This is a genomic window from Streptomyces sp. NPDC007872 (assembly GCF_042868165.1).
GTDB lineage: Bacteria > Actinomycetota > Actinomycetes > Streptomycetales > Streptomycetaceae > Streptomyces.
Genome location: NZ_JBIAEA010000006.1, coordinates 120,999 through 143,989 on the forward strand (window position 1 = coordinate 120,999; position 22,991 = coordinate 143,989).

Genomic DNA, 22,991 nt, shown 5'->3' on the forward strand with positions numbered 1-22,991 from the left:
CTACTGCCGCTCGTCGCCCTTCAGGCGCCCCCGCGCCCACTCGACCACGTCCGCGTACCTCGCCTCCCCGCCGTGGCGGGTGGGCTCGTAGTACCGGCGGCCGTGGATCGTGTCCGGGGCGTACTGCTGGGCCGCGATGCCGCCCGGCACGTCGTGCGGGTAGACGTAGCCCTGCGCGTGGCCGAGCTTGGCCGCGCCCTTGTAGTGGCCGTCGCGCAGGTGCGCCGGGACCGGGCCCGCGAGGCCGCCCCGCACGTCCGCGAGGGCGGCGCCGATCGCGGTCGTCGCCGCGTTCGACTTCGGGGCCAGGGCGAGGGCGATGGTGGCGTGGCTCAGGGTCAGCGCCGCCTCGGGGAAGCCGATCATGGCGACGGCCTGGGCGGCGGCCACGGCGATCGGCAGGGCGTTCGGGTCGGCGAGGCCGATGTCCTCGCTCGCGGAGATCATCAGGCGCCGCGCGATGAAGCGCGGGTCCTCCCCCGCCTCGATCATCCGCGCCAGGTAGTGCAGGGCCGCGTCCACGTCCGAGCCGCGGATCGCCTTGATGAGGGCACTGGCCACGTCGTAGTGCTGGTCGCCGTCCCGGTCGTACTTCACGGCGGCCCGGTCGACGGTCTCCTCGACCGTCTGGAGGGTGATCTCCGCCTCCCCCTTGGCGATCGCCGCGCCGGCGGCGGCCTCCAGGGCGGTCAGGGCGCGGCGGGCGTCGCCGCCCGCGACCCGCAGGAGGTGGGCCTCGGCGTCCTCCGGCAGGGTCACGGCCCCGCCGAGCCCCCGCTCGTCCGTGAGCGCCCGGGCGAGCAGGCCCTTGAGGTCCTCGTCGGTCAGGAGCTCCAGGGTGAGGAGCAGCGAGCGGGAGAGGAGCGGGGAGATCACCGAGAAGTACGGGTTCTCGGTGGTGGCGGCGATCAGCGTCACCCAGCGGTTCTCGACGGCCGGCAGGAGGGAGTCCTGCTGGGCCTTGGAGAAGCGGTGGATCTCGTCGAGGAAGAGGACGGTCTCCTTGCCGTAGCCGCCGACCGCGCGCCGGGCCCCGTCGATGACGGCCCGGACCTCCTTGACGCCCGCGGTGATCGCGGACAGCTCCACGAACCGCTTGTTCGTGGCCTTCGAGACGACGTACGCCAGGGTGGTCTTCCCGATGCCCGGCGGGCCCCAGAGGATCACGGAGGAGGCACCGGCGGGCCCGCCGTCGCCGTCCCCCACGAGCCGGCGCAGCGGCGACCCGGGCTTGAGCAGGTGCTGCTGCCCCACCACCTCGTCGAGGATGCGGGGGCGCATCCGGACGGCCAGCGGGCTGCTGGACGGGTCCTTCTCCTGGCGGTCTTCGGCGGCTGCGGTAAAGAGGTCGGGCTCCACGTTCATGAAGCCTAGGTCACGCCGCCGACAACGCCGGCCGGGGCCGGCCCGTCCGGCGCCGCCGGGGTCAGCTCGTCCAGAAGTCCCACCAGCGGGTCAGGATCAGCATCCCGATGATCCCGATGTGCAGGGCGGGCAGGACCCAGGTGAACTCGCCGAAGAAGGTCCTCAGCCACGCGGGGGCGGGGAGCACGCCGTGGCGCACGTTGTGCGAGGTCACGTACCAGAACATGACGATGGTCCCGACCCAGGCCAGGCAGCACCACAGGCAGAGGGCGTTGATCTCGTACAGCGACTGGTAGGTGAGCCAGGCGCAGAAGCCGACGCCGAAGAGGGTGCCGGCGTTGAGTCCGAGCCAGTACCAGCGGCGGTAGCGGGCCCCGGCGAGCAGTCCGATGCCGATCGCGATCACCATGCCGTACGCGACGAGGCCGAGCATCGGGTTGGGGAAGCCGAAGACCGAGGCCTGCTCGCTCTTCATGATGTTGCCGCAGGAGACGACCGGGTTGAGGCTGCACCCGGGGGTGAAGCCGGGGTCCTCCAGGAGCTTGAACTTGTCGATCGTGATGACCCAGGCGGCGAGCAGTCCGGCCGCGCCGGTGATCACCAGGAGCCAGGAGAAGGCGCGGCTCGCTCCGATCGTGCCGGGTGCCGGGTCGTCCACCGCTGCTCTCGTCATGTTTCCGATCCATCGCTCGCGGGCTGCCGGTCACGGACATTCTGCCGTACGGAGGCCCGTGCCCACCGTTCGCCGGAGATAAGGAGGGGGCCCGGCGCGCGGGCGCCGGGCCCCCTCCTTCCGTACGACCGGGCGTCAGGCCAGCTCGGCCCGTACCGCGTCCAGGAGGCCGTCCAGGGCGACCGCCCGCTGCTCACCGGTCTCCATGTCCTTGAGCTGGACGACGCCTTCGGCGAGGTCGCGCTCGCCGGCGACGACGGCGAGGCGGGCGCCCGAGCGGTTGGCGTCCTTCATGGAGCCCTTGAGGCCCTTGCCGCCGAAGGAGAAGTCCGCGGCGACGCCGGCCCTGCGCAGCTCGGTGACCTTGCCGAAGAGGATCCGGCGGGCCTCCTCGCCGAGGGCGACGGCGAAGACGCTGGTGGCGGAGGGCAGGTCGAGCGCGACGCCCTCGGCCTCCAGGGCCAGGACCGTGCGGTCCACGCCGAGCGCCCAGCCGACGGACGGCAGCGCGGGGCCGCCGATCATCTCGGAGAGGCCGTCGTAGCGGCCGCCGCCGCCGACCGCCGACTGCGAGCCGAGGCCGTCGTGGACGAACTCGAAGGTGGTGCGGGTGTAGTAGTCGAGGCCGCGCACCAGCTTGGGGTCGTCCTCGAAGACCACGCCCGCCGCGGTGATCAGGGCGCGCACCTCCTCGTGGTACGCCTTGCACGCGTCGCACAGGTGGTCGCGCAGGAGCGGGGCGCCGACGAGCTGCTTCTGCACGGCCTCGCGCTTGTCGTCGAGGACGCGCAGCGGGTTGATCTCGGCGCGGCGCAGGGTGTCCTCGTCGAGGTCGAGCCCGCGCAGGAAGTCCTGGAGGGCCTCCCGGTAGACGGGGCGGCACTCCTTGTCGCCGAGCGAGTTCAGCAGGATGCGGAAGTTCCGCAGGCCGAGGGAGCGGTAGGCCTCGTCGGCCAGGATGATCAGCTCGGCGTCGAGCGCCGGGTCCTCGGAGCCGATGGCCTCGGCGCCGACCTGCGAGAAGTGGCGGTAGCGGCCCTTCTGCGGGCGCTCGTAGCGGTAGTACGAGCCGGAGTACCAGAGCTTGACCGGCAGGTTGCCCTGCTTGTGGAGGTTGGCCTCCAGGGCGGCGCGGAGCACGGAGGCGGTGCCCTCGGGACGCAGGGCGAGGCGGTCGCCGCCCTTGGTCTCGAAGGCGTACATCTCCTTGGTCACGATGTCGGTGGACTCGCCGACGCCGCGGGCGAAGAGGTTCACGTCCTCGAAGCCGGGGGTCTCGACGTAGCCGTAGCCGGAGCGGCGCAGGGGGGCCGCGATGGCCTCGCGGACCGCGAGGTAGGTCGCCGAGACCGGCGGGATGAGGTCGTACGTGCCCTTGGGGGCCTTGAAGGTGCTCACGTGAGTCGTCACATTCCTCGTCGGGGAGCGTCGGGGCTCCCGAGGCCGGAGGCCACCTGCCTGAGGTAGGGGTTGGTGGCGCGCTCCTGGCCGATGGTCGTCTGGGGACCGTGCCCCGACAGCACCACGGTCGAGTTGTCGAGGGGCAGGCACACGCGGGCCAGCGATCCGAGCATCTCGTCCATGTCACCGCCGGGGAGGTCGGTGCGTCCGACGGAGCCGGCGAACAGCAGATCCCCGGAGAAGAACACGGAGGGGACCTCCGCGGTCTCGGGCATCCGGAAGGTCACCGACCCCTTGGTATGGCCGGGCGCGTGGGCGACGGAGAACTCCAGACCGGCGAGCCGCAGCGCGGAGCCGTCGGCGAGCTCGCGCACGTCGTCGGGTTCTCCCACGGTCAGCTCGCCCATGAGGGGCATCCCGATGGAGCGGCCGAGGGCCTTCTCCGGGTCGCTCATCATGTAGCGGTCGGACGGGTGGATCCACGCGGGGACGTCATGGGCGCCGCACACCGGCACGACGGAGGCGACGTGGTCGATGTGTCCGTGGGTGAGGACGACGGCGACGGGCTTGAGACGGTGCTTCTTCAACGTCTCCTCGACACCCTGCGCGGCCTGGTGGCCGGGGTCGATGATCACGCACTCCTCGCCCGCGGCGGGGGCGACCAGGTAGCAGTTGGTCCCCCAGGCCCCGGCGGGAAAGCCGGCAATCAGCACGTTCGTCCTTGGATGTCGTCCGGCTCGGGGCGCGGAAATCACGGGAATGACGGGATTCAGCAGATCAGAGCCTACCGGCGGTGCCGGTTCCACAGCCAACCCGTATACGGTACGGGCACATCCGGCCAGGACAGGAACAGACGAGCGACAAGGAGCGGACCGGTGGTCAGCAGCGATCAGCGGCGGCGGCAGCTTGCCAGGGAGAAGTACGTACGGCAGCAGCAGCGGCGGGAGGAGAAGCGCCGCAAGGACAGGCGCCGCAACACCGTCCTCGCGTCCGTCCTCGCGGTGGTGCTGGCCTCGGGCGGCGCCGTGTACGCCTCGGTGGCGCTGTCGGACGACGGCGCGAAGAAGGGCTCGGACAACGCGGCGGGCGACGCGCCCACCACCCCGGCCCCCTCGCCCTCCGGGAAGGAGTCCGAGAACCCGGAGCCGAAGCTCACCGTGGACCGGAAGGCCACGTACGCGATGGCGCTCGAGACGAACCTGGGCGACATCACGATCACCATGGACGCGGCGAAGACCCCGCACACGGTGAACTCCTTCAAGCACCTCGCGGACAAGAAGTACTTCGACGGGACGAAGTGCCACCGGCTCACCACGCAGGGCATCTTCGTGCTCCAGTGCGGCGACCCCCAGGGCACCGGCTCGGGCGGTCCCGGCTACACCATCCCGGACGAGAACCTGGGTGCCCTCGGCAAGGCCGGCGCGGACGGCAAGGTGACCTTCCCGGCCGGCACCGTGGCCATGGCCAACACCGGGCAGCCGGGCACCGGCGGTTCGCAGTTCTTCCTCGTCTACAAGGACACCAAGCTGCCGCCGACCTACACCCCCTTCGGGAAGATCGACGCGGCCGGCCTCGAGACGGTCCAGGAGGTCGGCGCGGCCGGTGTCGCGGGCGGCGCCACGGACGGCGCCCCGAAGAAGGCCGTGACCATCGAGAAGGCCGCCGTCACGAAGAAGTGAGCCCGCGCGTCCGCACCGGCGGGCCGGCCGTCGAATCTCGGTCGTGCTGAGTGCGGACAGCCGGGCCGCCGTTCGCCTAGATTGGCGGTGTGCAGCGTGGGCCGTCGGCCGCGCTGCGGAAGGCGGGCGAGGCCCGCCGGGAAACTGTGGACGATGCCCGGGGGGTACGACCCCGCGACGGCATCATGGTGAGGAGGCGCTGTGAGCAGCGACCCGTGGGGCCGCGTCGACGAGACGGGCACCGTGTACGTGCGGACGGCCGAGGGTGAGCAGGTCGTCGGATCGTGGCAGGCCGGCACCCCGGAGGAGGCCCTGGCCTACTTCGAGCGCAAGTACGAGGGCCTGGTGGTCGAGATCGGCCTCCTCGAGAAGCGGGTGAGGACCACCGACCTCTCGGCGAAGGACGCCACCGCGGCGATCGAGCACATCCGGCACCAGGTCGACGAGCACCACGTCGTCGGCGACCTGGCGGCGCTCTCCGCCCGGCTGGACAAGCTCGTCGAGACGGTGGAATCGCGCCGCGAGGAGCGCCGGGCCCAGAAGGCGAAGCAGGCCGACGAGGCGCGCGCCGCCAAGGAGAAGCTCGTCACGGAGGCCGAGGAGCTGGCCCAGAGCGAGCAGTGGCGTTCGGCGGGCGAGCGGCTGCGGGCGCTCGTGGACACCTGGAAGGGCCTTCCCCGGCTCGACCGCAAGTCCGACGACGAGCTGTGGCACCGCTTCTCGCACGCCCGCTCGGCGTTCTCCAAGCGCCGCAAGGCCCACTTCGCGTCCCTGGACGCGCAGCGCGAGGACGCCCGCAAGGTGAAGGAGCGCCTGGTCGCGGAGGCGGAGTCCCTTTCGAACTCCACCGACTGGGGGGCCACGGCGGCCCGCTACCGCGAGCTGATGGCGGACTGGAAGGCGGCCGGCCGCGCCCAGCGCGAGCACGAGGACGACCTGTGGAACCGCTTCCGCGGCGCCCAGGACGTCTTCTTCGCGGCGCGCGGCGAGGTCTTCGCCGAGCGGGACGCGGAGCAGGGCGAGAACCTCAAGGTGAAGGAGGAGCTGGCGGCCGAGGCCGAGAAGCTCGTCCCGGTGTCGGACCTGAAGGCGGCCCGCGCGGCCTTCCGCTCCCTCAACGAGCGCTGGGAGGCCGTCGGCCACGTCCCGCGGGACGCCCGTCCCAAGGTCGAGGGCCGGATGCACGCGGTGGAGCGGGCGATCCAGGAGGCCGAGGAGGCCGAGTGGCGCCGGACGAACCCGGAGGCGCGCGCGCGTGCCGCGGGTCTGACCGGCCAGCTCCAGGACGCGGTCGAGAAGCTGCGCAAGCAGATCGACGCGGCCCGCGCCGCCGGCAACGACGCCAAGGCCGACAAGCTCTCGCGCGAGCTGGAGGGCCGCCAGGCCCTGCTCGACCAGGCCCTGAAGGGTCTGGAGGAGTTCGGCGGCTGATCCCGTCGTACGGACACGAGGAGGGCGGCCCCGGTACGCAGGTACCGGGGCCGCCCTCCTCGTACGCCCTCGTTGCGGCCGGTCGTTGCGGCCGGTCGTTACGGTCGGCGGGCCGAGGTAACGCGGTACACGTCGTAGACGCCCTCCACGCCCCGCACGGCCTTCAGGACGTGGCCCAGGTGCTTCGGGTCGCCCATCTCGAAGGTGAAGCGGGAGGTGGCCACCCGGTCGCGGGAGGTCTGGACGGCGGCCGACAGGATGTTGACGTGCTGGTCCGAGAGGACCCGGGTGACGTCGGAGAGCAGCCGGGAGCGGTCCAGGGCCTCGACCTGGATGGCGACGAGGAAGACCGAGGACTGGGTCGGGGCCCACTCGACCTCCAGGATCCGTTCCGGCTCCCGGGACAGCGACTCCACGTTGACGCAGTCGCTGCGGTGGACCGACACCCCGCTGCCCCGGGTGACGAAGCCGATGATCGGGTCGCCGGGGACGGGGGTGCAGCAGCGGGCCAGCTTCACCCAGACGTCCTCGACGCCCTTGACGACGACGCCGGGGTCGGCGTTGGAGCGCCGCTTGGAGCGGCCGCGGGTCGGCGGCGCGGACTCGTCGATGTCGTCGGTGGCGGCCTCCTCGCCGCCGAGCGCCTGGACCAGCTTCTGCACGATGGACTGGGCGGTGACGTGGCCCTCGCCGATCGCCGCGTACAGCGAGGAGATGTCGCTGTAGCGCATCTCGTGGGCGAGGGTGACGAGGGAGTCGCCGGTGAGGATCCGCTGGATCGGCAGGTTCTGCTTGCGCATGGCCCGCGCGATGGCGTCCTTGCCCTGCTCGATGGCCTCGTCCCGGCGCTCCTTGGAGAACCAGGCGCGGATCTTGTTGCGGGCGCGCGGGGACTTGACGAAGCCGAGCCAGTCGCGGGAGGGGCCGGCGCCGGCGGCCTTGGAGGTGAAGACCTCGACCAGGTCGCCGTTGTCGAGGGTCGATTCGAGCGGGACGAGCCGCCCGTTGACCCGGGCCCCTATCGTGCGGTGGCCGACCTCGGTGTGGACCGCGTAGGAGAAGTCGACGGGGGTGGCACCGGCGGGCAGGGCGATGACGTCGCCCTTGGGCGTGAAGACGAAGACCTCGTTGCGGGAGAGGTCGAAGCGCAGGGACTCCAGGAACTCGCCGGGGTCCTCGGTCTCCTTCTGCCAGTCGAGGAGCTGGCGCAGCCACGCCATGTCGTTGAGGTGGTCGTCCTTGCCGGTCTTCTTCGGCACGTCGGTGCGCACCTTGGAGGCGCCGGCGACGGCCTCCTGCTTGTACTTCCAGTGCGCGGCGATGCCGTACTCGGCGCGCCGGTGCATGTCGAAGGTGCGGATCTGGAGCTCGACGGGCTTGCCGTTGGGTCCGATGACCGTCGTGTGCAGCGACTGGTACATGTTGAACTTCGGCATCGCGATGTAGTCCTTGAACCGGCCGGGGACCGGGTTCCATCGCGCGTGGACGGTGCCGAGGGCCGCGTAGCAGTCGCGGACGGTGTCCACGAGGACGCGGATGCCGACCAGGTCGTAGATCTCCGCGAAGTCACGGCCGCGGACGATCATCTTCTGGTAGACGCTGTAGTAGTGCTTGGGGCGGCCGGTGACGGTGGCCTTGATGCGGGCGGCGCGCAGGTCGGCCTGGACCTCGTCGGTGACGACGGCCAGGTACTCGTCCCGCTTGGGGGCGCGCTCGGCGACGAGCCGGACGATCTCGTCGTACATCTTGGGGTAGAGGATCGCGAAGGCGAGGTCCTCCAGCTCCCACTTGATGGTGTTCATGCCCAGCCGGTGGGCCAGCGGGGCGTAGATCTCCAGGGTCTCGCGGGCCTTCTTCTCCTGCTTCTCCCGCTTGAGGTAGCGCATGGTGCGCATGTTGTGCAGGCGGTCGGCGAGCTTGATGACCAGGACGCGCGGGTCCTTGGCCATGGCGACGACCATCTTGCGGACGGTCTCGGCCTGGGCGGCCTCGCCGAACTTGACCTTGTCGAGCTTGGTGACGCCGTCGACGAGGAGCGCGACCTGGTCGCCGAAGTCCCGGCGCAGGGTGTCGAGGCCGTACTCGGTGTCCTCGACGGTGTCGTGCAGGAGCCCGGCCATCAGGGTCGCCGGGTCCATGCCGAGCTCGGCGAGGATGGTGGTGACGGCGAGCGGGTGGGTGATGTACGGGTCGCCGCTCTTGCGCTTCTGACCGCGGTGCCAGCGCTCGGCGACCTGGTAGGCCCGCTCGATCTGGCGCAAAGTGGCCGTTTCGATCTTGGGGTCGTTGGATCGGACGATCCGCAGGAGCGGTTCGAGGACCGGGTTGTACGGGGAGGAGCGCTGCACGCCGAGGCGGGCGAGGCGGGCGCGGACGCGGTTGGACGAGCCGCCCGAGCGGGCGGGCGCGGCCGGTGCGGGGCGTGCGGACGAGGCGGGGGCGGGCGCCGGGGCCGGTGCGGCGGGCGCGGTCTCCGCGGACTCGTTCTGGGGCGTGCCGGTCCCCGGCGCGGCCTTCTCGGCCTTCGGGTCGGGCTGCGCGGCGGAGAGTGGCTGGGCCTCGTCTGGCAAGAGCGCTCCTCTGGGGGTCCCCCCGGACGGACTCCGGGGAAGGTTCCGGGTCCCCCGGTCAGGCCCGGAACGGCCATGGTATCGACCCCGGACCCGCACTGCTCACGCGCCCGGGGAGTGAACGGATCCGGCCACGGACGCTCCTCGCCCCCGAACGACCGGACCGGGGCACTCCGGAAAACGACGGGGGCGCCCCGGGGATTCCCCGGGGCGCCCCCTTACGGGTCGGAGCCCGACGTCAGACGGTGATCAGCGCCGTGAGCGGAGCGCCCTTCAGGGCCGGTTCCAGGCGGGCGCGGCCCGGTAGGAAGCCCAGTTCCATGAGGACGGCGACGCCCGCGACCTCGGCGCCCGCGCGGCGGACGAGTTCGATGGAGGCCTCGGCGGTGCCGCCGGTGGCGAGGACGTCGTCGATGACCATGACGCGGTCGCCCGCCACCAGGTCCTCGGCGTGCACCTCGATCTCGGCGGTGCCGTACTCCAGCTCGTACGCCTGGCGGAGCGTGGCCCCGGGGAGCTTGCCGGCCTTGCGGACCGGGATGAAGCCCAGGCCCGCGCGGACGGCCACCGGGGCGGCCAGGATGAAGCCGCGGGCCTCCAGGCCGACGACCTTCGTCGCGCCGTGCGCGGAGCACAGCCCGGCGAGGGTGTCGGTGAGGGCCCCGAACGCCTCCGGGTCCGCGAGCAGCGGCGTGATGTCCTTGAACAGCACGCCCGGCTTCGGGTAGTCCGGTACGTCGCGGATGCGGCTGAGCAGGAGGTCGGTGACGTCCCGGGCCCCGGCGGTCATCCTCGGTGCTCCTGGGCGCGGCCCCGGCGGCCGGCCCGCGGGCCGACGACGGCGGCCTCGGCGCCGCCGTCGAACGCGTCCGGTCCGTCCGGGGACTCGCCCTTGGCCGCGGCGTTGGCGCGCTTGGCCAGGATGCGCTTCCTGAGGGCCTTGATCGACGGCTCGCGCTCCTTGAGGTCGGCGACGAGCGGGGTGGCGATGAAGATCGACGAGTACGCACCGGCCGCGAGGCCGACGAACAGCGACAGCGAGATGTCGTTGAGCATGCCGGCGCCGAGGACGCCGCCGCCGATGAAGAGCAGGCCGGCGACCGGAAGGAGCGCCACGACGGTGGTGTTGATCGACCGGACCAGGGTGCCGTTGATCGAGCGGTTGGCCATCTCGCTGTAGGTGAAGCGGGTCTGCTTCGTGATGTCCTTCGTCTGCTCCTTGAGCGAGTCGAAGACGACCACCGTGTCGTACAGCGAGTAGCCGAGGATCGTCAGGAGGCCGATGACCGTGCCGACGGTGACCTCGAAGCCGACCAGGGAGTAGATGCCCACGGTGATGGTGAGGTCGTGGATGAGGGCGATGAGCGCCGCGACCGCCATTCTCCACTCGAAGGCGATGGCCAGGTAGATCACCACGAGGATCATGAAGACCCCGAGGCCGGTCCAGGCCTTGTTGGCGATCTGCTCGCCCCAACTGGGGCCGACCAGCTCGGCCGCGATCTTGTCCTCGGCGACGTTCAGGTCCTTGGCGAGCTCCGCGCGGACCTGGTCGGACTGCGCGGTGTCGAGGCCGCCGACCTGGATGCGCAGCGAGCCGTTGCCGAGCTGCTGGACGATCGCGTCGTGGCCGGAGGCCTCCTCCGCGTACTCCTGGGCCTGGCTGACGGAGACGTCCGACTTCGGGGTGGTGAAGACGGCGCCGCCCTGGAACTCGATGCCCATGTTGAGGCCGCGGACGGCCAAGGCGACGATGGCGGTGATGGTGATCAGGACGGACAGGCCGTACCAGATCTTGCGGTTGCCGATGAAGTCGTAGCCGACCTCACCGCGGTGGAGTCGGGCGCCGAGATCTCCGAGCTTCGACATCTCACGCCTCCTTCGGGTCGACAGGGCCGGCGGGGGCGGTGGTGCGGCGGGTGCGGCGCAGCGGCGGCTTGGCGCCGAGGCGCTTCGGGTCCAGGCCGGACCACGGGTGGCCGTTGCCGAAGAACGTGGTCCGCGCGAGCAGCGTCATGACCGGCTTGGTGAAGAGGAATACCACGACGATGTCGAGCAGGGTGGTCAGGCCGAGCGTGAACGCGAAGCCCTGGACCTTGCCGACGGTGACGATGAAGAGCACGGCCGCGGCCAGGAACGACACGAAGTCGGAGACCAGGATGGTGCGGCGGGCGCGCGGCCAGGCGCGCTCGACGGCCGGGCGGAGCGTGCGGCCCTCGCGGAGCTCGTCGCGGATGCGCTCGAAGTAGACGATGAACGAGTCCGCGGTGATGCCGATGGCGACGATGGCGCCGCAGACGGCCGGCAGGTTCAGCGCGAAGCCGATGGCCGGGCCGAGCAGGGCCATGATCACGTAGGTGAGGAGCGCGGAGACGCCGAGGCTGAGGATGGCGATCAGCGACAGGCCGCGGTAGTAGACGACCAGGTAGATGATCACGAGGGCGAGGCCGATGGCGCCGGCGATCAGACCGGCCTCCAACTGGTCGCCGCCGAGCGCGGCGGTGACGGTGTCGACGCTCTGGGTCTGGAAGGTGAGCGGCAGGGCGCCGTAGGACAGGATGTTGCCGAGGTCCTGGGCGGACTGCTGGTTGAAGCTGCCGGAGATCTCGGCGCTGGCGCTCAGCGTCTGGCGCACCGAGGGAGCCGACACGACCTCGCCGTCGAGGACGATCGCGAACCGGTTCTGGGGCTCGGTCTGCTGCGACAGCTTGCCGGTGATCGACTGGAACTTCTTCGATCCCCCGTCCGTGAAGTCCATGGTGACGATCCACATGCCGCGCTGCTGGTCGAAGACGCCCTTGGCGTCGTCGACGTCACGGCCGTCCACCTCGGCCGGGCCGAGGATGTACTTGGACCACTGGCCCGGGGAGTCCTCGCCGCAGGCCACGGTGGGCTGGTCCGGCTTGACGCCCTGACCGGCGGTGGTGCGCTGCTTGGGGTCGAGGCAGTTCAGGGCGGTGAACTTCTGCTCGAGCGCCGCGGTGGCGGGGTCGGGCGTGGGGGTCGCCTGCGGGGTTCCGGTGGCCTTCGGCGTCGTGGAGGACGAGGGCGAGGCGCTGCCGGTGGGCGTCGGGCTCGGGGCCTTGAGGGCCTCGGTGAGCGCGCGGCCCTGGGTGGAGGCGGTGGCCGACGGGGTGGCCGACGACTTCTCGCCCGCGGTCGGGGCGGAGGGGGTGGCCGACGGCTTCGGCGAGGCCGAGCCCGAGGGGGTGGCGCTCGGCGCCGCCTGGGGCGCGCCGTTCGTCACCGCGAGGACGGGCCGGAAGTAGAGCTGGGCCGTGGTGCCGACCTGCTCCCGGGCCTGCTTCTCGTTCGTCCCGCGGGGGATGTTCACGATGATGTTCTCGCGGCCCTGCGTCTGGACCTCGGCCTCGGAGACACCCAGACCGTTGACGCGGCGCTCGATGATGCCGACCGCCGTGTTCATGTTGGTCTCGTTGACCGCCGACTCCTGGCCGGGATCGGCCTTGGCCTTGAGCGTGATCGACGTGCCGCCGGCGAGGTCGATGCCGAGGCGCGGGGTGGTGTGCCCCGACCAGAACATGCCGCCGGTGAGCGCGACCATGGCGATCAGGATGAGTGCCAGGGCGCGGCCCGGCCGGCTCTGTCCCCCCGCCGGCCTTCGGCCCTTCTTCGGTGCTGCCACCTGTCGTATCTCCCTGTCCAACCGCCGCGCGACGGGTGTGCGCGCGACGGCCACGAAGTATGTGTGGGGACCATCCCCCGCAGACGTGGAACCGTTCGGGGGACGCGCACGCCGGTGGGCGTGCGCGCGGTCCCCCGGTCGCGATTACTTCGCGTCGGTCTCGCCGTCGGTCTTGCCGTCCTTCTCCCCCTCGGTCGCGGCCTCGGCCGCGTCCGACTTCTTCGTCAGGTCGGCCTTGGGCGCGTCCTCGGCCGTGACGTCGGTGGCGCCGGTCAGCGAGGAGGCGTCGTCCGGGACCACAGCCCCGGAGTCCGAGGCCTCGTCGCTGTCGTCGTCGCCGTGGACGATCCGGTTGTACTCGGAGTCCTGGAGGACCGCGCCGATCGCGTTCTTGGCGTAGACGGCGTGCACGCCCGGGGCGACCTCGAGGAGAACGGTCTCGTCGGAGATCTCCTTGACGGTGGCGTACATCCCCCCGATCGTGCGTACGCCGGTGCCGGGCTGCATCTCGTCACGCATCTGCGCCGCCTGCTGCTGCTTCTTCTTGGCAGAGCGGGTCATCAGGAACATGGCCCCGATGAGGACGATGAAGGGGAGGAGGGTCACGATGCTCACGGGACGGGTTTCCTTCGCACGGTCGCGGAGAACCCGCGGCCTGATCTTCGGGGGTGGGCGCGCCGACCGGAAAGGGCGGCATCGGCGGAGTCTAGGCGAGTCCGCATCGCTGGAACAACGTCCAGCATCGCACCCCGGTTCCGGTCCGGGCGAGTGTCCGCACCGTCACGCCCCGAAGAGCCCCTGTTGTCCCGTTCCCGCGCCGCTCCCCGCGCCGCCCGGGCCCGCTGCCTGCGGCGGAACCAGACCGAGGTGGGTCCAGGCGGCGGGAGTGGCGACGCGACCACGGGGCGTGCGGGCCAGCAGGCCCTCGCGCACGAGGAAGGGTTCGGCGACCTCCTCGACGGTCTCGCGCTCCTCCCCGACCGCGACCGCGAGGGTGGACAGGCCGACCGGTCCGCCGCCGAAGAGCTTGAGGAGGGCCTCCAGGACGGCGCGGTCGAGCCGGTCGAGGCCGCGGCTGTCGACCTCGTACACGCTGAGGGCGGCCTCGGAGATCTCCCGGGTGATCACTCCGTCCGCCTTGACCTGGGCGTAGTCGCGGACCCGGCGCAGCAGGCGGTTGGCGATGCGGGGCGTGCCGCGGGAGCGTCCGGCGATCTCGGCGGCGCCGGCCGGGTCGATCTCGACGTCGAGGAGTCCGGCGGAGCGGTGGATGACGCGCTGGAGCTCGGACGGGTCGTAGAACTCCATGTGGGCGGTGAAGCCGAAGCGGTCGCGCAGCGGGGGCGGCAGGAGCCCGGCCCGGGTGGTCGCGCCGACGAGGGTGAAGGGCGGCAGTTCGAGCGGGATGGCGGTGGCGCCGGGGCCCTTGCCGACGATGACGTCGACGCGGAAGTCCTCCATCGCCATGTAGAGCATCTCCTCGGCGGGCCGGGACATCCGGTGGATCTCGTCGAGGAAGAGGATCTCGCCCTCCTGGAGGGAGGAGAGGATCGCGGCGAGGTCGCCGGCGTGCTGGATGGCGGGGCCGGAGGTGATGCGGATCGGGGCGTTCATCTCGGCCGCGATGATCATCGAGAGGGTGGTCTTGCCGAGGCCGGGGGCGCCGGAGAGCAGGACGTGGTCGGCGGTGGCGCCGCGCTGCCGGGCGGCCTTGAGGACCAGGTCGAGTTGCCGGCGGACCTTCTCCTGGCCGACGAACTCGCTGAGGTCCTTGGGGCGCAGGGCCGCCTCGACGGCCTGGTCGTCGCCCTCGGCGGCGGCGTCGACGATGCGCGCCTCGGCGTCGGGTGCCTCGGCGGCGGTGTCGTCGTCCCAGTTCACGGTGGATGCCTTCTCGTTCGTACGGCCCGGCCTGGCGGGGTCGGAGGTGGTCAGCGGGCGCGGTTGAGGGTCTGCAGGGCGGCCCGGAGCAACTGCGGTACGGGGGCGGTGCCGGTCTCGGCGAGGGCGGCCTCGGCCTGCGGGGTGACGGCGTCGACGGCCTCCTCGGCCTCGCGGCTCGCGTAGCCGAGGCCGATGAGGGCGGCGGCGAGCTGCTCGGTCCAGGGGGCGGGGCCGGAGGCGACGCGCTGGGCGCCGACGAGGCCGCTGCTGCCGAGGGGGGTGCCGAGCTTGTCCTTCAGTTCGAGGAGGAGCTTCTGCGCTCCCTTCTTCCCGATGCCGGGGACGGCCGTGAGGGCCTTCTCGTCCCCGGTGGAGACGGCGAGGCGCAGAGCGTCGGGGCTGTGGACGCCGAGCATGGCCTGGGCGAGGCGGGGGCCGACGCCGCTGGCGGTCTGGAGGAGTTCGAAGACCTGCCGCTCGTCGTCGTCGGCGAAGCCGTACAGGGTGAGGGAGTCCTCGCGGACGACGAGGGAGGTGGCGAGCCGGGCCTCCTCGCCGATCCGGAGTCCGGCGATGGTCGCCGGGGTGCACTGGAGGGCCATGCCCACGCCGCCGACCTGGACGACGGCCGTGGTGGGGGCGAGGGCGGCGACCTGGCCGCTGACGAAGGCGATCATCGGGTTCGGCCTTTCACTGCGGACGCGTGCCGGGCGGCCGCTTCCTGGAGGCGGTTCTGGGCGGCGACGGCCTGCTGGAGGCGGTTCTGGGCGGGGGCCCGCCAGATGTGGCAGATGGCGAGGGCGAGGGCGTCGGCGGCGTCGGCCGGCTTGGGCGGCTCGGCGAGCCGGAGCAGCCGGGTCACCATGGTCCCGACCTGGGCCTTGTCGGCGCGGCCGCTGCCGGTGACGGCGGCCTTGACCTCGCTGGGGGTGTGCAGGGCGACGGGGATGCCGCGGCGGGAGGCGCAGAGCATGGCGACGGCGCTGGCCTGGGCGGTGCCCATCACCGTCCGTACGTTGTGCTGGCTGAACACCCGCTCCACGGCGACGAGTTCGGGCGAGAAGCGGTCGATCCACTCCTCTATGCCCCGCTCGATGCCGACCAGGCGCATGCCGATGTCGGCGTCCGCGGGCGTCCGCACCACGCCGACGCCGAGCATGGTCAGGGGCCGTCCGGCGACGCCCTCGACGACGCCGACGCCGCACCGGGTGAGCCCGGGGTCCACTCCGAGTACGCGCACGTCGCCCCCTCTCTTCGATCTCCTGTTTGAGCAGGCTATCGGCTGGCACCGACAACGCAGCGGGCCGACGGGAGCGTGTCCCCGTCGGCCCGCTGCGGAAAGCAGGTGTCAGGCGTCGACCTTCGCCATGACCTCGTCGCTGACGTCGAAGTTGGCGAAGACGTTCTGCACGTCGTCGCTGTCCTCCAGCGCGTCGATCAGCTTGAACATCTTGCGCGCGCCCTCCTCGTCCAGCTCGACCTGCATGGTCGGGACGAAGCTGGAGTCGGCGGAGTCGTAGTCGATGCCGGCCTCCTGGAGCGCGGTGCGGACCGCGACCAGGTCGGTGGCCTCGCTGACGACCTCGAAGGACTCACCGAGGTCGTTGACCTCTTCGGCGCCCGCGTCGAGGACCGCGCCCAGGACGTCGTCCTCGGTCAGCTCGCCCTTGGGGAGCACGACGACGCCCTTGCGGTTGAACAGGTACGAGACGGAGCCCGGGTCGGCCATGGAGCCGCCGTTGCGGGTCATGGCCACGCGCACGTCGGAGGCGGCGCGGTTGCGGTTGTCGGTGAGGCACTCGATGAGCACCGCGACGCCGTTCGGGCCGTAGCCCTCGTACATGATCGTGGCGTAGTCGACGCCGCCGGCCTCGAGACCGCCGCCGCGCTTGACCGCGGAGTCGATGTTCTTGTTGGGGACCGAGCTCTTCTTCGCCTTCTGGATGGCGTCGTAGAGGGTCGGGTTGCCCTCGGGGTCGGCGCCGCCCGTGCGGGCCGCGACCTCGATGTTCTTGATCAGCTTCGCGAAGAGCTTGCCGCGCTTGGCGTCGATCACGGCCTTCTTGTGCTTCGTCGTAGCCCATTTAGAGTGGCCGGACATCTGCCTGTCTCCTTCGCGTAACCCTTTTCTGAACGAACCCCAGAGATCCTACCGGGATCGGATCAGCCCGCCGCGCGCACCATGTCGACGAACAGGGCGTGGAGGCGGTGGTCGCCGGTGAGTTCGGGGTGGAACGAGGTCGCGAGCGCCCGGCCCTGCCGTACGGCGACGACGTGCCCCCCGTGCTCGGCGAGGACCTCGACGTCCGCGCCGACCGACTCCACCCAGGGGGCCCGGATGAAGACGCCCTCGACGGGGCCGTCCTCGATGCCCGCGACGGTGACGCCGGCCTCGAAGGACTCGTTCTGCCGGCCGAAGGCGTTGCGGCGGACGATCATGTCGATGCCGCCGAAGGTCTCCTGGCCCGAGCGCGGGTCGAGGATCTTGTCGGCGAGCATGATCAGGCCGGCGCAGGTGCCGTAGACCGGGAGGCCGGCGGCGATGCGCTCGCGCAGCGGCTCCATGAGGCCGAAGAGCGCGGCCAGCTTGGAGATGGTGGTGGACTCACCACCGGGAACGACCAGGCCGTCGACCTCGGCGAGCTCCTCGGGGCGCCTCACCGGCCTGGCCACGGCGTCCGCCGCGGCCAGGGCGATCAGGTGCTCCCGTACGTCGCCCTGGAGGGCCAGGACACCTATCACGGGAGTGCTGCTCATCGGTGCTTACCAGCCCCGGTTGGCGTAGCGCTCGGCCTCGGGGAGGGTGTCGCAGTTGATGCCGACCATGGCCTCGCCCAGGTTGCGGGAGGCGTCCGCGATGACCTTCGGGTCGTCGTAGAAGGTGGTGGCCTTCACGATGGCGGCGGCGCGCTTGGCCGGGTCGCCCGACTTGAAGATGCCGGAGCCGACGAAGACGCCCTCGGCGCCGAGCTGGCGCATGAGCGCGGCGTCGGCGGGGGTGGCGACGCCGCCGGCGGAGAAGAGGACGACCGGCAGCTTGCCGAGCTCGGCGACCTCCTTGACGAGCTCGTACGGGGCGCGCAGGTCCTTGGCGGCGGCGAACAGCTCGTTGTTGTCGAAGCCGCGCAGCCTGGCGATCTCGTTCTTGATCTGGCGCAGGTGGCGGACGGCCTCGACGACGTTGCCGGTGCCGGCCTCGCCCTTGGAGCGGATCATGGCCGCGCCCTCGGCGATGCGGCGCAGGGCCTCGCCCAGGTTGGTGGCGCCACAGACGAAGGGGGTCGTGAAGGCCCACTTGTCGGAGTGGTTGACCTCGTCGGCCGGGGTGAGGACCTCGGACTCGTCGATGTAGTCGACGCCGAGGGACTGGAGGACCTGGGCTTCGACGAAGTGGCCGATGCGGGACTTGGCCATCACCGGGATGGAGACCGCGCCGATGATCTCCTCGATCATGTTCGGGTCGGACATGCGGGCCACGCCGCCGTCCTTGCGGATGTCCGCGGGGACCCGCTCCAGGGCCATGACGGCCACGGCGCCGGCGTCCTCGGCGATCTTCGCCTGCTCGGCGTTGACCACGTCCATGATCACGCCGCCCTTGAGCTGCTCGGCCATGCCGCGCTTCACGCGCGCGGTGCCGGTCTCGGGGGACGAGGAGGGGGTGGAAGGCGTGGTGGACACGGATACCTCACTGGTGACAACGGCGGTTGACGACAGAGACGAGGAAACAGTCCACCCGCGGGCCACGGCAAGGGCCAATGTGGACCCGGTGGCTCGTTTTCGCAGGTCGAAAGGATCAAGCCGGGCGATCGGCAAGGGCCACCGGCGGCTCGTCGTCCATTTCGAAGGCCAGCGGGAAGGGGGCGTGGCCCGCGAGCCGGAGCCAGCGGACCGTGCGGTGGCGGCGCAGGGCGCGGGCGGCCCGTACGGCGTCGTTGTGGAAGCGGCGGGCCATCGGCACCCGGCGCACGGCCTGCGCGAGTTCTCCCGCGGCCTCCTCGCCGCCGGGGGCCTCCCGTACGAGCTCCATCTGCTCGGGCTCGCCGAAGACGGCCCGCAGCGCCTGGCTGAGCTCGCTCTCGGCGACCTCCCGCTGGTCCTCCTCGGCCTGCCGGGCGGCGTGCGCGGCCTCGTAGAGGACGATCGAGGCAGCCGGGTCGAGGACCCCGGAGGTGGCCAGCTCCTGGGTGACCGAGGCCCGGCGCAGCAACTGCGCGTCCAGGGCCGCGCGCGCGGCGTCGATGCGCGAGTGCAGCCGGTCGAGCCGCCCGGCGGTCCAGCTCAGGTAGACGCCGATGACGATCAGCGCGACGACGGTCCAGATCAGGGTTTCGGTCACGGGCGCACAGGCTACCGGGGCGGTGGCAGCACGCCTTCCCGAACGGCGTGGTCGTGGGAGAACAGGACACGGGCCGGGCGGCCGGCGGCCAGTTCGGCGAGCCGGCCGAGCCAGGGGCGGTACGGGGTCCCGAACCCGGCCGCGAAGTCGTACGCCTGGCCCGCGAGGACGGTCACGCGGTCGCCGTGGTCGAGGAACAGCGACTGGTGCCCCTCGGTGTGGCCGGGCGTGGGCACGACGAGGACGCCGGGCGCGATCTCGTGTTCGCCGTCCAGTTCCTCGTACCGGACGCCGGGCAGGAGCGAGTCGATGGTGTGCCCGCCGGCCCGGGCGAGGGCGAGTTCGGTGCGCTGGACGAGGACGGGGGTGCCGGGGAAGCGCTGGTTGCCGCCGATGTGGTCGAAGTGCAGGTGGCAGTTGACGACGGCGTCCACGTCGGCGGGGCCGACGGTGAGCGGTCTGCGGACCGGCCGGTAGTGGGCGTCGGTCTCGGGCGAGCCGGTGCCCATGCCGGTGTCGAGGAGGAGCGCCCCGCGCGCGTGCCGCACGAGGTAGCCGAAGACGGGCTCCACGCGCGCGTGGGGCCCGCCCCACTCCTCGGCGGGGCGGGTGAAGTGCCCGAGGTCGAGCCGGTGCACGGTGATCGTGTCCATCGCCCCAGGGTGCGCCCCGGCCCCGGCGGGCGGAGGGATTCAGCCGGGGGCGTACGGCTCCGCTCCCGCTGCCACCGGCCTCTCCGCACGGCCCCGGGTCCCGCCTCACGGACGTGGAGGCGGCCCTCGCGCGCATGGCGCGAAGACCCGTCCGGGTGGAGCGCCGCACGGCCGGGCAGCCCCCACGCGCGTGTGCGGCGCGGAAGCCCGGCCCCTACAGCCCCAGCCGGGCCCGCAGGCCGCCCGCCCTCTCGTCCGCGTCCACGGCCGCCGCGCCGTCCGTGACGGTCTCGTAGACGGCGAGGACGTCCGCGCCGACGGTGGACCAGTCGAAGCGGCGGACGTGGGCCGAGCCGCGGGTGCTCAGCTCCGCGCGGCGCTCCTCGTCGCCCAGGAGGCGGATCGCCGCGTCCGCGAGGGCGTCGGCGTCCTCGTTGGCGAAGAGTTCGCCCGCGCCGCCCTGGTCGAGGACCTGCGCGAAGGCGTCCAGGTCGGCGGCGAGCACCGGCGCGCCGGCCGACATCGCCTCGACGAGGATGATGCCGAAGCTCTCGCCGCCGGTGTTGGGCGCCACGTACACGTCGACGCTGCGCAGCAGCCGCGCCTTGTCCTCGTCGCTGACCATGCCGAGGAACTCCACCCGGGAGCGCATCCCGGCCGGCAGCGAGGCGACCGCCTCCTCCTCGTCGCCGCGCCCGGCGACCAGGAGCCGCGCCCCGGGCCGCTCGGTGAGGATGCGGGGCAGGGCCTTCATGAGGACGGGCAGGCCCTTGCGGGGCTCGTCGATCCGGCCGATGAAGCCGAGGGTCTCGCCCTGCCACTCCTTCTTCGGCTCGGCGCGGGCGAAGAAGTCCACGTCGACGCCGTTGGGGATGACGACGGCGTCGCCGCCGAGGTGCTCGACGAGCGTGCGCCGCGCGTACTCGCTCACGGCGATCCGCGCGCTGATCTTCTCCAGGGCGGGCTGGAGGATCGGGTACGCGGCGATCATCGCCCGCGAGCGCGGGTTCGAGGTGTGGAAGGTGGCCACGATCGGCCCCTGCGCCGCCCAGCAGGTGAGCAGCCCGAGCGACGGCGAGGTCGGCTCGTGGATGTGGACGACGTCGAAGGCGTTGTCGTGCAGCCAGCGGCGCACCCGCGCGGCCGACAGGAAGCCGAAGTTGAGCCGGGCCACCGAACCGTTGTACGGCACGGGGACGGCCCGCCCGGCCGAGACCACGTACGGCGGCAGCGGGGTCTCGTCGTCGGCCGGGGCCAGGACGGAGACCTCGTGGCCGAGCCGGATCAGGTGCTCGGCGAGGTCGCGGATGTGGAACTGGACGCCGCCCGGCACGTCCCAGGAGTACGGGCAGACGATCCCGATCCTCACGCCGTCCCGCCCTCTCTCCGCTCCGGGGCCCGCTCGCCGAGGGCCCGCCCCGCCGCGCCCCGCTCCTCCGGGACCCGCACGCCGGGACCCTGCTCCCCCGCGCCCTGTCCCGCCGCGCCCCGCTCGTCGGGCTCCCGGTCCTCCAGGTCCGCGAGCCACAGCCGTTGCAGCATGTGCCAGTCCTCCGGATGGTCCGCGATGCCCTCGGCGAAGGCGTCGGCGAGGGCCTGGGTCATGACGGCCGCCTTCTCCGCCCGCGTACCCGTCCCGGGCACCTCCACCGGCGGGTGGACCCGGCCCTTCATGACCGGCGTGTCGTCGTACCAGAGCGTCACCGGCAGCAGCAGGGCGCCCGTCTGCTGGGCGAGTATCGCCGGACCCGCCGGCATCCGCGCGGTCTCCCCGAAGAACGTGACCTCGGTGCCGGAGGCCGACAGGTCCCGGTCCGCGACCAGGCAGACCAGGCCGCCGGCCCGCAGCCGCCGCGCCAGCCTGCCGAAGGCGGAGCCGCCGGTGTGCGGCACGACCTCCATGCCCAGGGACTCGCGGTAGGCGACGAACCGGTCGTACAGCGACTCCGGCTTCAGCCGCTCCGCGACCGTGGTGAACGGCAGGCCGAGCACGCGGGTCGCCCACACGCCCGCGAGGTCCCAGTTGGCCAGGTGCGGCAGGGCCAGGACGACCCCGCGCCCGGAGGCGAGGCCCTCCTTCAGATAGTGGATGTCCTTGATGTCTATCCCGCGCTCGACCCGCTCCTTGCTCCAGGTCGGCAGCCGGAAGGACTCCATCCAGTACCGCATGTACGAGCGCATGCCGGCCCTCGACAGCTCGGCGAGCCGCTCGGGCGTGGCGTCCGGCACCACGCGCGCGAGGTTGGACTCCAGGCGCAGGACGCTCTTGCCGCGCCGCTTCCACGCGACGTCGGCGATCCGTCGGCCGAGGCCCGCGGCCACCGGTTCGGGCAGCCTCTTCACGGTCGCCCAGCCGAGCCCGTACAGGCCGTCGCTGAGCCGGTCCCTGAGGTCGCTCACGACGCCGCCCCGCTCCCCCCGGCCGCGGCGGCGTCCGCCTCGGCCGACTCCCGCCGTACGGTGACCACCCGCTGCCCCAGGGTGACCGCGCTGCCGGCGGCCACGATCCACAGCGCGATCGGCAGCAGCACCTGGATGCCGGGGACGCCGAAGGCGTGCAGCCCGGCGAGTCCGGCGGCCACGAGCGAGATGACGAGGCGTTCGGCGCGCTCGACCAGGCCGTTGACGGCGACCGGCAGGCCGATCGACTCGCCGCGGGCCTTGGTGTACGAGACGACCTGACCGCTCGCCAGGCAGAAGATCGACACGGCGCACATCACGTTGTCGTCGCCCTTGCCCGCGTACCAGAGCGCGAAGCCGCCGAAGATCGCGCCGTCCGCGACCCGGTCGAGCGTCGAGTCGAGGAAGGCGCCCCAGCGGCTGGAGATCCCCGCCTGCCGGGCCATGTTGCCGTCGACGAGGTCGGAGAAGACGAACAGGGTGATGACGATCGTGCCCCAGAAGAACTCGCCGCGGGGGAAGAAGACCAGCGCACCGGCCATCACCCCCGCCGTGCCGATGAGCGTGACCGCGTCGGGGCTGACGCCCCTGCGGAGCAGAAACGCGGCGAACGGTGTGAGGACACGCGTGAAAAAGGCACGCGCGTACTTGTTCAGCATGGCCTTCCCGAGGTTCGGTGGGCCGCGCGGCCCCTACGACCACCGGCCCGCCCATCGTAGCCACGCGCGCGCCCGGCTACCGGCGGGTACCCGCCCCGCCGCGTCGGCGTCCCCCGGGGGCCGTCCGGCGGACCGCGGCCGGACGGGCCCCGGGGTCCGGTGGACTCCGCGTACCGGGCGGGCGCCGCGCCCCGCACGGATGGCCGCGCCCCGGTGTCGGTGCCAAGCTCGAAGGACCACCGCAAGGCACCGCGGGCACCGCGGAAGCCGCACCACCGCGACACACCGCTCCCCCGC

22 protein-coding genes are annotated in these 22,991 nt (G+C 72.2%); 2 read left to right on the top strand and 20 right to left on the bottom strand.

From position 1 onward, the window contains the following. The 4 genes from ACFYNX_RS22400 to ACFYNX_RS22415 form a co-directional block, all read right to left on the bottom strand. On the bottom strand, window positions 1-1,359 hold the full coding sequence (locus ACFYNX_RS22400; RefSeq protein WP_388663924.1) for a replication-associated recombination protein A: 1,359 nt from the start codon (window positions 1,357-1,359) through the stop codon (window positions 1-3). A 67-nt stretch (window positions 1,360-1,426) separates the two neighbouring features. Then, the gene (locus ACFYNX_RS22405) at window positions 1,427-2,038 is read right to left on the bottom strand and encodes a vitamin K epoxide reductase family protein (protein ID WP_388663573.1); all 612 of its coding nucleotides are present in this window, start codon (window positions 2,036-2,038) and stop codon (window positions 1,427-1,429) included. Window positions 2,039-2,173: 135 nt separating this feature from the next. Beyond that, on the bottom strand, window positions 2,174-3,436 hold the full coding sequence (hisS, locus tag ACFYNX_RS22410) for a histidine--tRNA ligase (protein WP_365539901.1): 1,263 nt from the start codon (window positions 3,434-3,436) through the stop codon (window positions 2,174-2,176). Between the two features lie 8 nt (window positions 3,437-3,444). Then, the gene (locus ACFYNX_RS22415) at window positions 3,445-4,152 is read right to left on the bottom strand and encodes an MBL fold metallo-hydrolase (RefSeq protein WP_365539902.1); all 708 of its coding nucleotides are present in this window, start codon (window positions 4,150-4,152) and stop codon (window positions 3,445-3,447) included. Window positions 4,153-4,314: 162 nt separating this feature from the next. Between ACFYNX_RS22415 and ACFYNX_RS22420 the strand changes: the two genes are divergently transcribed. Beyond that, a complete protein-coding gene (locus tag ACFYNX_RS22420; RefSeq protein WP_388663576.1) occupies window positions 4,315-5,118 on the top strand; it encodes a peptidylprolyl isomerase in 804 nt (267 codons plus the stop codon). A 201-nt stretch (window positions 5,119-5,319) separates the two neighbouring features. Continuing rightward, on the top strand, window positions 5,320-6,549 hold the full coding sequence (locus tag ACFYNX_RS22425) for a DUF349 domain-containing protein (protein WP_365539904.1): 1,230 nt from the start codon (window positions 5,320-5,322) through the stop codon (window positions 6,547-6,549). Between the two features lie 98 nt (window positions 6,550-6,647). On the opposite strand, the gene ACFYNX_RS22430 is transcribed toward ACFYNX_RS22425, so the two are convergent. The 16 genes from ACFYNX_RS22430 to pgsA form a co-directional block, all read right to left on the bottom strand. Beyond that, window positions 6,648-9,119, bottom strand: coding sequence for a bifunctional (p)ppGpp synthetase/guanosine-3',5'-bis(diphosphate) 3'-pyrophosphohydrolase (locus tag ACFYNX_RS22430; RefSeq protein ID WP_125659640.1), 2,472 nt, complete (start codon window positions 9,117-9,119; stop codon window positions 6,648-6,650). 238 nt (window positions 9,120-9,357) lie between these two features. Beyond that, window positions 9,358-9,909 (bottom strand): adenine phosphoribosyltransferase, encoded by a 552-nt coding sequence (locus ACFYNX_RS22435; protein WP_365539905.1) that lies wholly within the window; start codon window positions 9,907-9,909, stop codon window positions 9,358-9,360. Beyond that, window positions 9,906-10,985 (bottom strand): protein translocase subunit SecF, encoded by a 1,080-nt coding sequence (gene secF, locus ACFYNX_RS22440; protein ID WP_125659631.1) that lies wholly within the window; start codon window positions 10,983-10,985, stop codon window positions 9,906-9,908. The genes ACFYNX_RS22435 and secF overlap by 4 nt, the downstream gene beginning before the upstream one ends. A 1-nt stretch (window position 10,986) precedes the next feature. Further along, on the bottom strand, window positions 10,987-12,762 hold the full coding sequence (secD, locus tag ACFYNX_RS22445; protein ID WP_388663579.1) for a protein translocase subunit SecD: 1,776 nt from the start codon (window positions 12,760-12,762) through the stop codon (window positions 10,987-10,989). Between the two features lie 144 nt (window positions 12,763-12,906). Next, window positions 12,907-13,377, bottom strand: a complete 471-nt coding sequence (yajC, locus tag ACFYNX_RS22450; protein WP_365539907.1) for a preprotein translocase subunit YajC — start codon at window positions 13,375-13,377, stop codon at window positions 12,907-12,909. Window positions 13,378-13,542: 165 nt separating this feature from the next. Beyond that, the gene (ruvB, locus tag ACFYNX_RS22455) at window positions 13,543-14,643 is read right to left on the bottom strand and encodes a Holliday junction branch migration DNA helicase RuvB (RefSeq protein ID WP_388663581.1); all 1,101 of its coding nucleotides are present in this window, start codon (window positions 14,641-14,643) and stop codon (window positions 13,543-13,545) included. A gap of 50 nt (window positions 14,644-14,693) precedes the next feature. Beyond that, entirely contained in the window at window positions 14,694-15,323 is a 630-nt protein-coding gene (gene ruvA / locus ACFYNX_RS22460; protein WP_365539909.1) for a Holliday junction branch migration protein RuvA, read from the bottom strand. Next, window positions 15,320-15,886, bottom strand: coding sequence for a crossover junction endodeoxyribonuclease RuvC (gene ruvC / locus ACFYNX_RS22465; RefSeq protein ID WP_125659616.1), 567 nt, complete (start codon window positions 15,884-15,886; stop codon window positions 15,320-15,322). The genes ruvA and ruvC overlap by 4 nt, the downstream gene beginning before the upstream one ends. A 108-nt stretch (window positions 15,887-15,994) precedes the next feature. Further along, a complete protein-coding gene (locus ACFYNX_RS22470) occupies window positions 15,995-16,747 on the bottom strand; it encodes a YebC/PmpR family DNA-binding transcriptional regulator (RefSeq protein WP_365539911.1) in 753 nt (250 codons plus the stop codon). Window positions 16,748-16,809: 62 nt separating this feature from the next. Continuing rightward, window positions 16,810-17,403 (bottom strand): pyridoxal 5'-phosphate synthase glutaminase subunit PdxT, encoded by a 594-nt coding sequence (gene pdxT, locus ACFYNX_RS22475; protein ID WP_356549003.1) that lies wholly within the window; start codon window positions 17,401-17,403, stop codon window positions 16,810-16,812. Window positions 17,404-17,409: 6 nt separating this feature from the next. Next, window positions 17,410-18,324 (bottom strand): pyridoxal 5'-phosphate synthase lyase subunit PdxS, encoded by a 915-nt coding sequence (gene pdxS, locus ACFYNX_RS22480; protein WP_121831719.1) that lies wholly within the window; start codon window positions 18,322-18,324, stop codon window positions 17,410-17,412. Between the two features lie 115 nt (window positions 18,325-18,439). Next, window positions 18,440-18,982, bottom strand: coding sequence for a hypothetical protein (locus tag ACFYNX_RS22485; protein WP_125659606.1), 543 nt, complete (start codon window positions 18,980-18,982; stop codon window positions 18,440-18,442). Between the two features lie 11 nt (window positions 18,983-18,993). Next, on the bottom strand, window positions 18,994-19,635 hold the full coding sequence (locus ACFYNX_RS22490) for an N-acyl homoserine lactonase family protein (RefSeq protein ID WP_388663585.1): 642 nt from the start codon (window positions 19,633-19,635) through the stop codon (window positions 18,994-18,996). Between the two features lie 214 nt (window positions 19,636-19,849). Next, complete coding sequence (locus ACFYNX_RS22495; RefSeq protein ID WP_388663587.1) at window positions 19,850-21,004, bottom strand: glycosyltransferase family 4 protein; 1,155 nt, start codon at window positions 21,002-21,004, stop codon at window positions 19,850-19,852. Continuing rightward, window positions 21,001-22,035: a phosphatidylinositol mannoside acyltransferase gene (locus ACFYNX_RS22500; RefSeq protein WP_388663589.1), complete on the bottom strand. Its 1,035-nt coding sequence runs from the start codon at window positions 22,033-22,035 to the stop codon at window positions 21,001-21,003. The genes ACFYNX_RS22495 and ACFYNX_RS22500 overlap by 4 nt, the downstream gene beginning before the upstream one ends. Continuing rightward, entirely contained in the window at window positions 22,032-22,694 is a 663-nt protein-coding gene (pgsA, locus tag ACFYNX_RS22505) for a phosphatidylinositol phosphate synthase (RefSeq protein ID WP_366377597.1), read from the bottom strand. Before pgsA ends, ACFYNX_RS22500 begins: the two co-directional genes overlap by 4 nt. Window positions 22,695-22,991 lie beyond the last annotated feature (297 nt).

Excerpts from the sequence above, each read along its gene's own strand:
- ACFYNX_RS22405 (WP_388663573.1), bottom strand. The coding sequence starts at position 2,038 with ATGACGAGAGCAGCGGTGGACGACCCGGCACCCGGCACGATCGGAGCG.
- ACFYNX_RS22435 (WP_365539905.1), bottom strand. The coding sequence starts at position 9,909 with ATGACCGCCGGGGCCCGGGACGTCACCGACCTCCTGCTCAGCCGCATC.
- secF (WP_125659631.1), bottom strand. The coding sequence starts at position 10,985 with ATGTCGAAGCTCGGAGATCTCGGCGCCCGACTCCACCGCGGTGAGGTC.
- ruvA (WP_365539909.1), bottom strand. The coding sequence starts at position 15,323 with ATGATCGCCTTCGTCAGCGGCCAGGTCGCCGCCCTCGCCCCCACCACG.
- ACFYNX_RS22470 (WP_365539911.1), bottom strand. The coding sequence starts at position 16,747 with ATGTCCGGCCACTCTAAATGGGCTACGACGAAGCACAAGAAGGCCGTG.
- pdxT (WP_356549003.1), bottom strand. The coding sequence starts at position 17,403 with ATGAGCAGCACTCCCGTGATAGGTGTCCTGGCCCTCCAGGGCGACGTA.
- ACFYNX_RS22490 (WP_388663585.1), bottom strand. The coding sequence starts at position 19,635 with ATGGACACGATCACCGTGCACCGGCTCGACCTCGGGCACTTCACCCGC.
- pgsA (WP_366377597.1), bottom strand. The coding sequence starts at position 22,694 with ATGCTGAACAAGTACGCGCGTGCCTTTTTCACGCGTGTCCTCACACCG.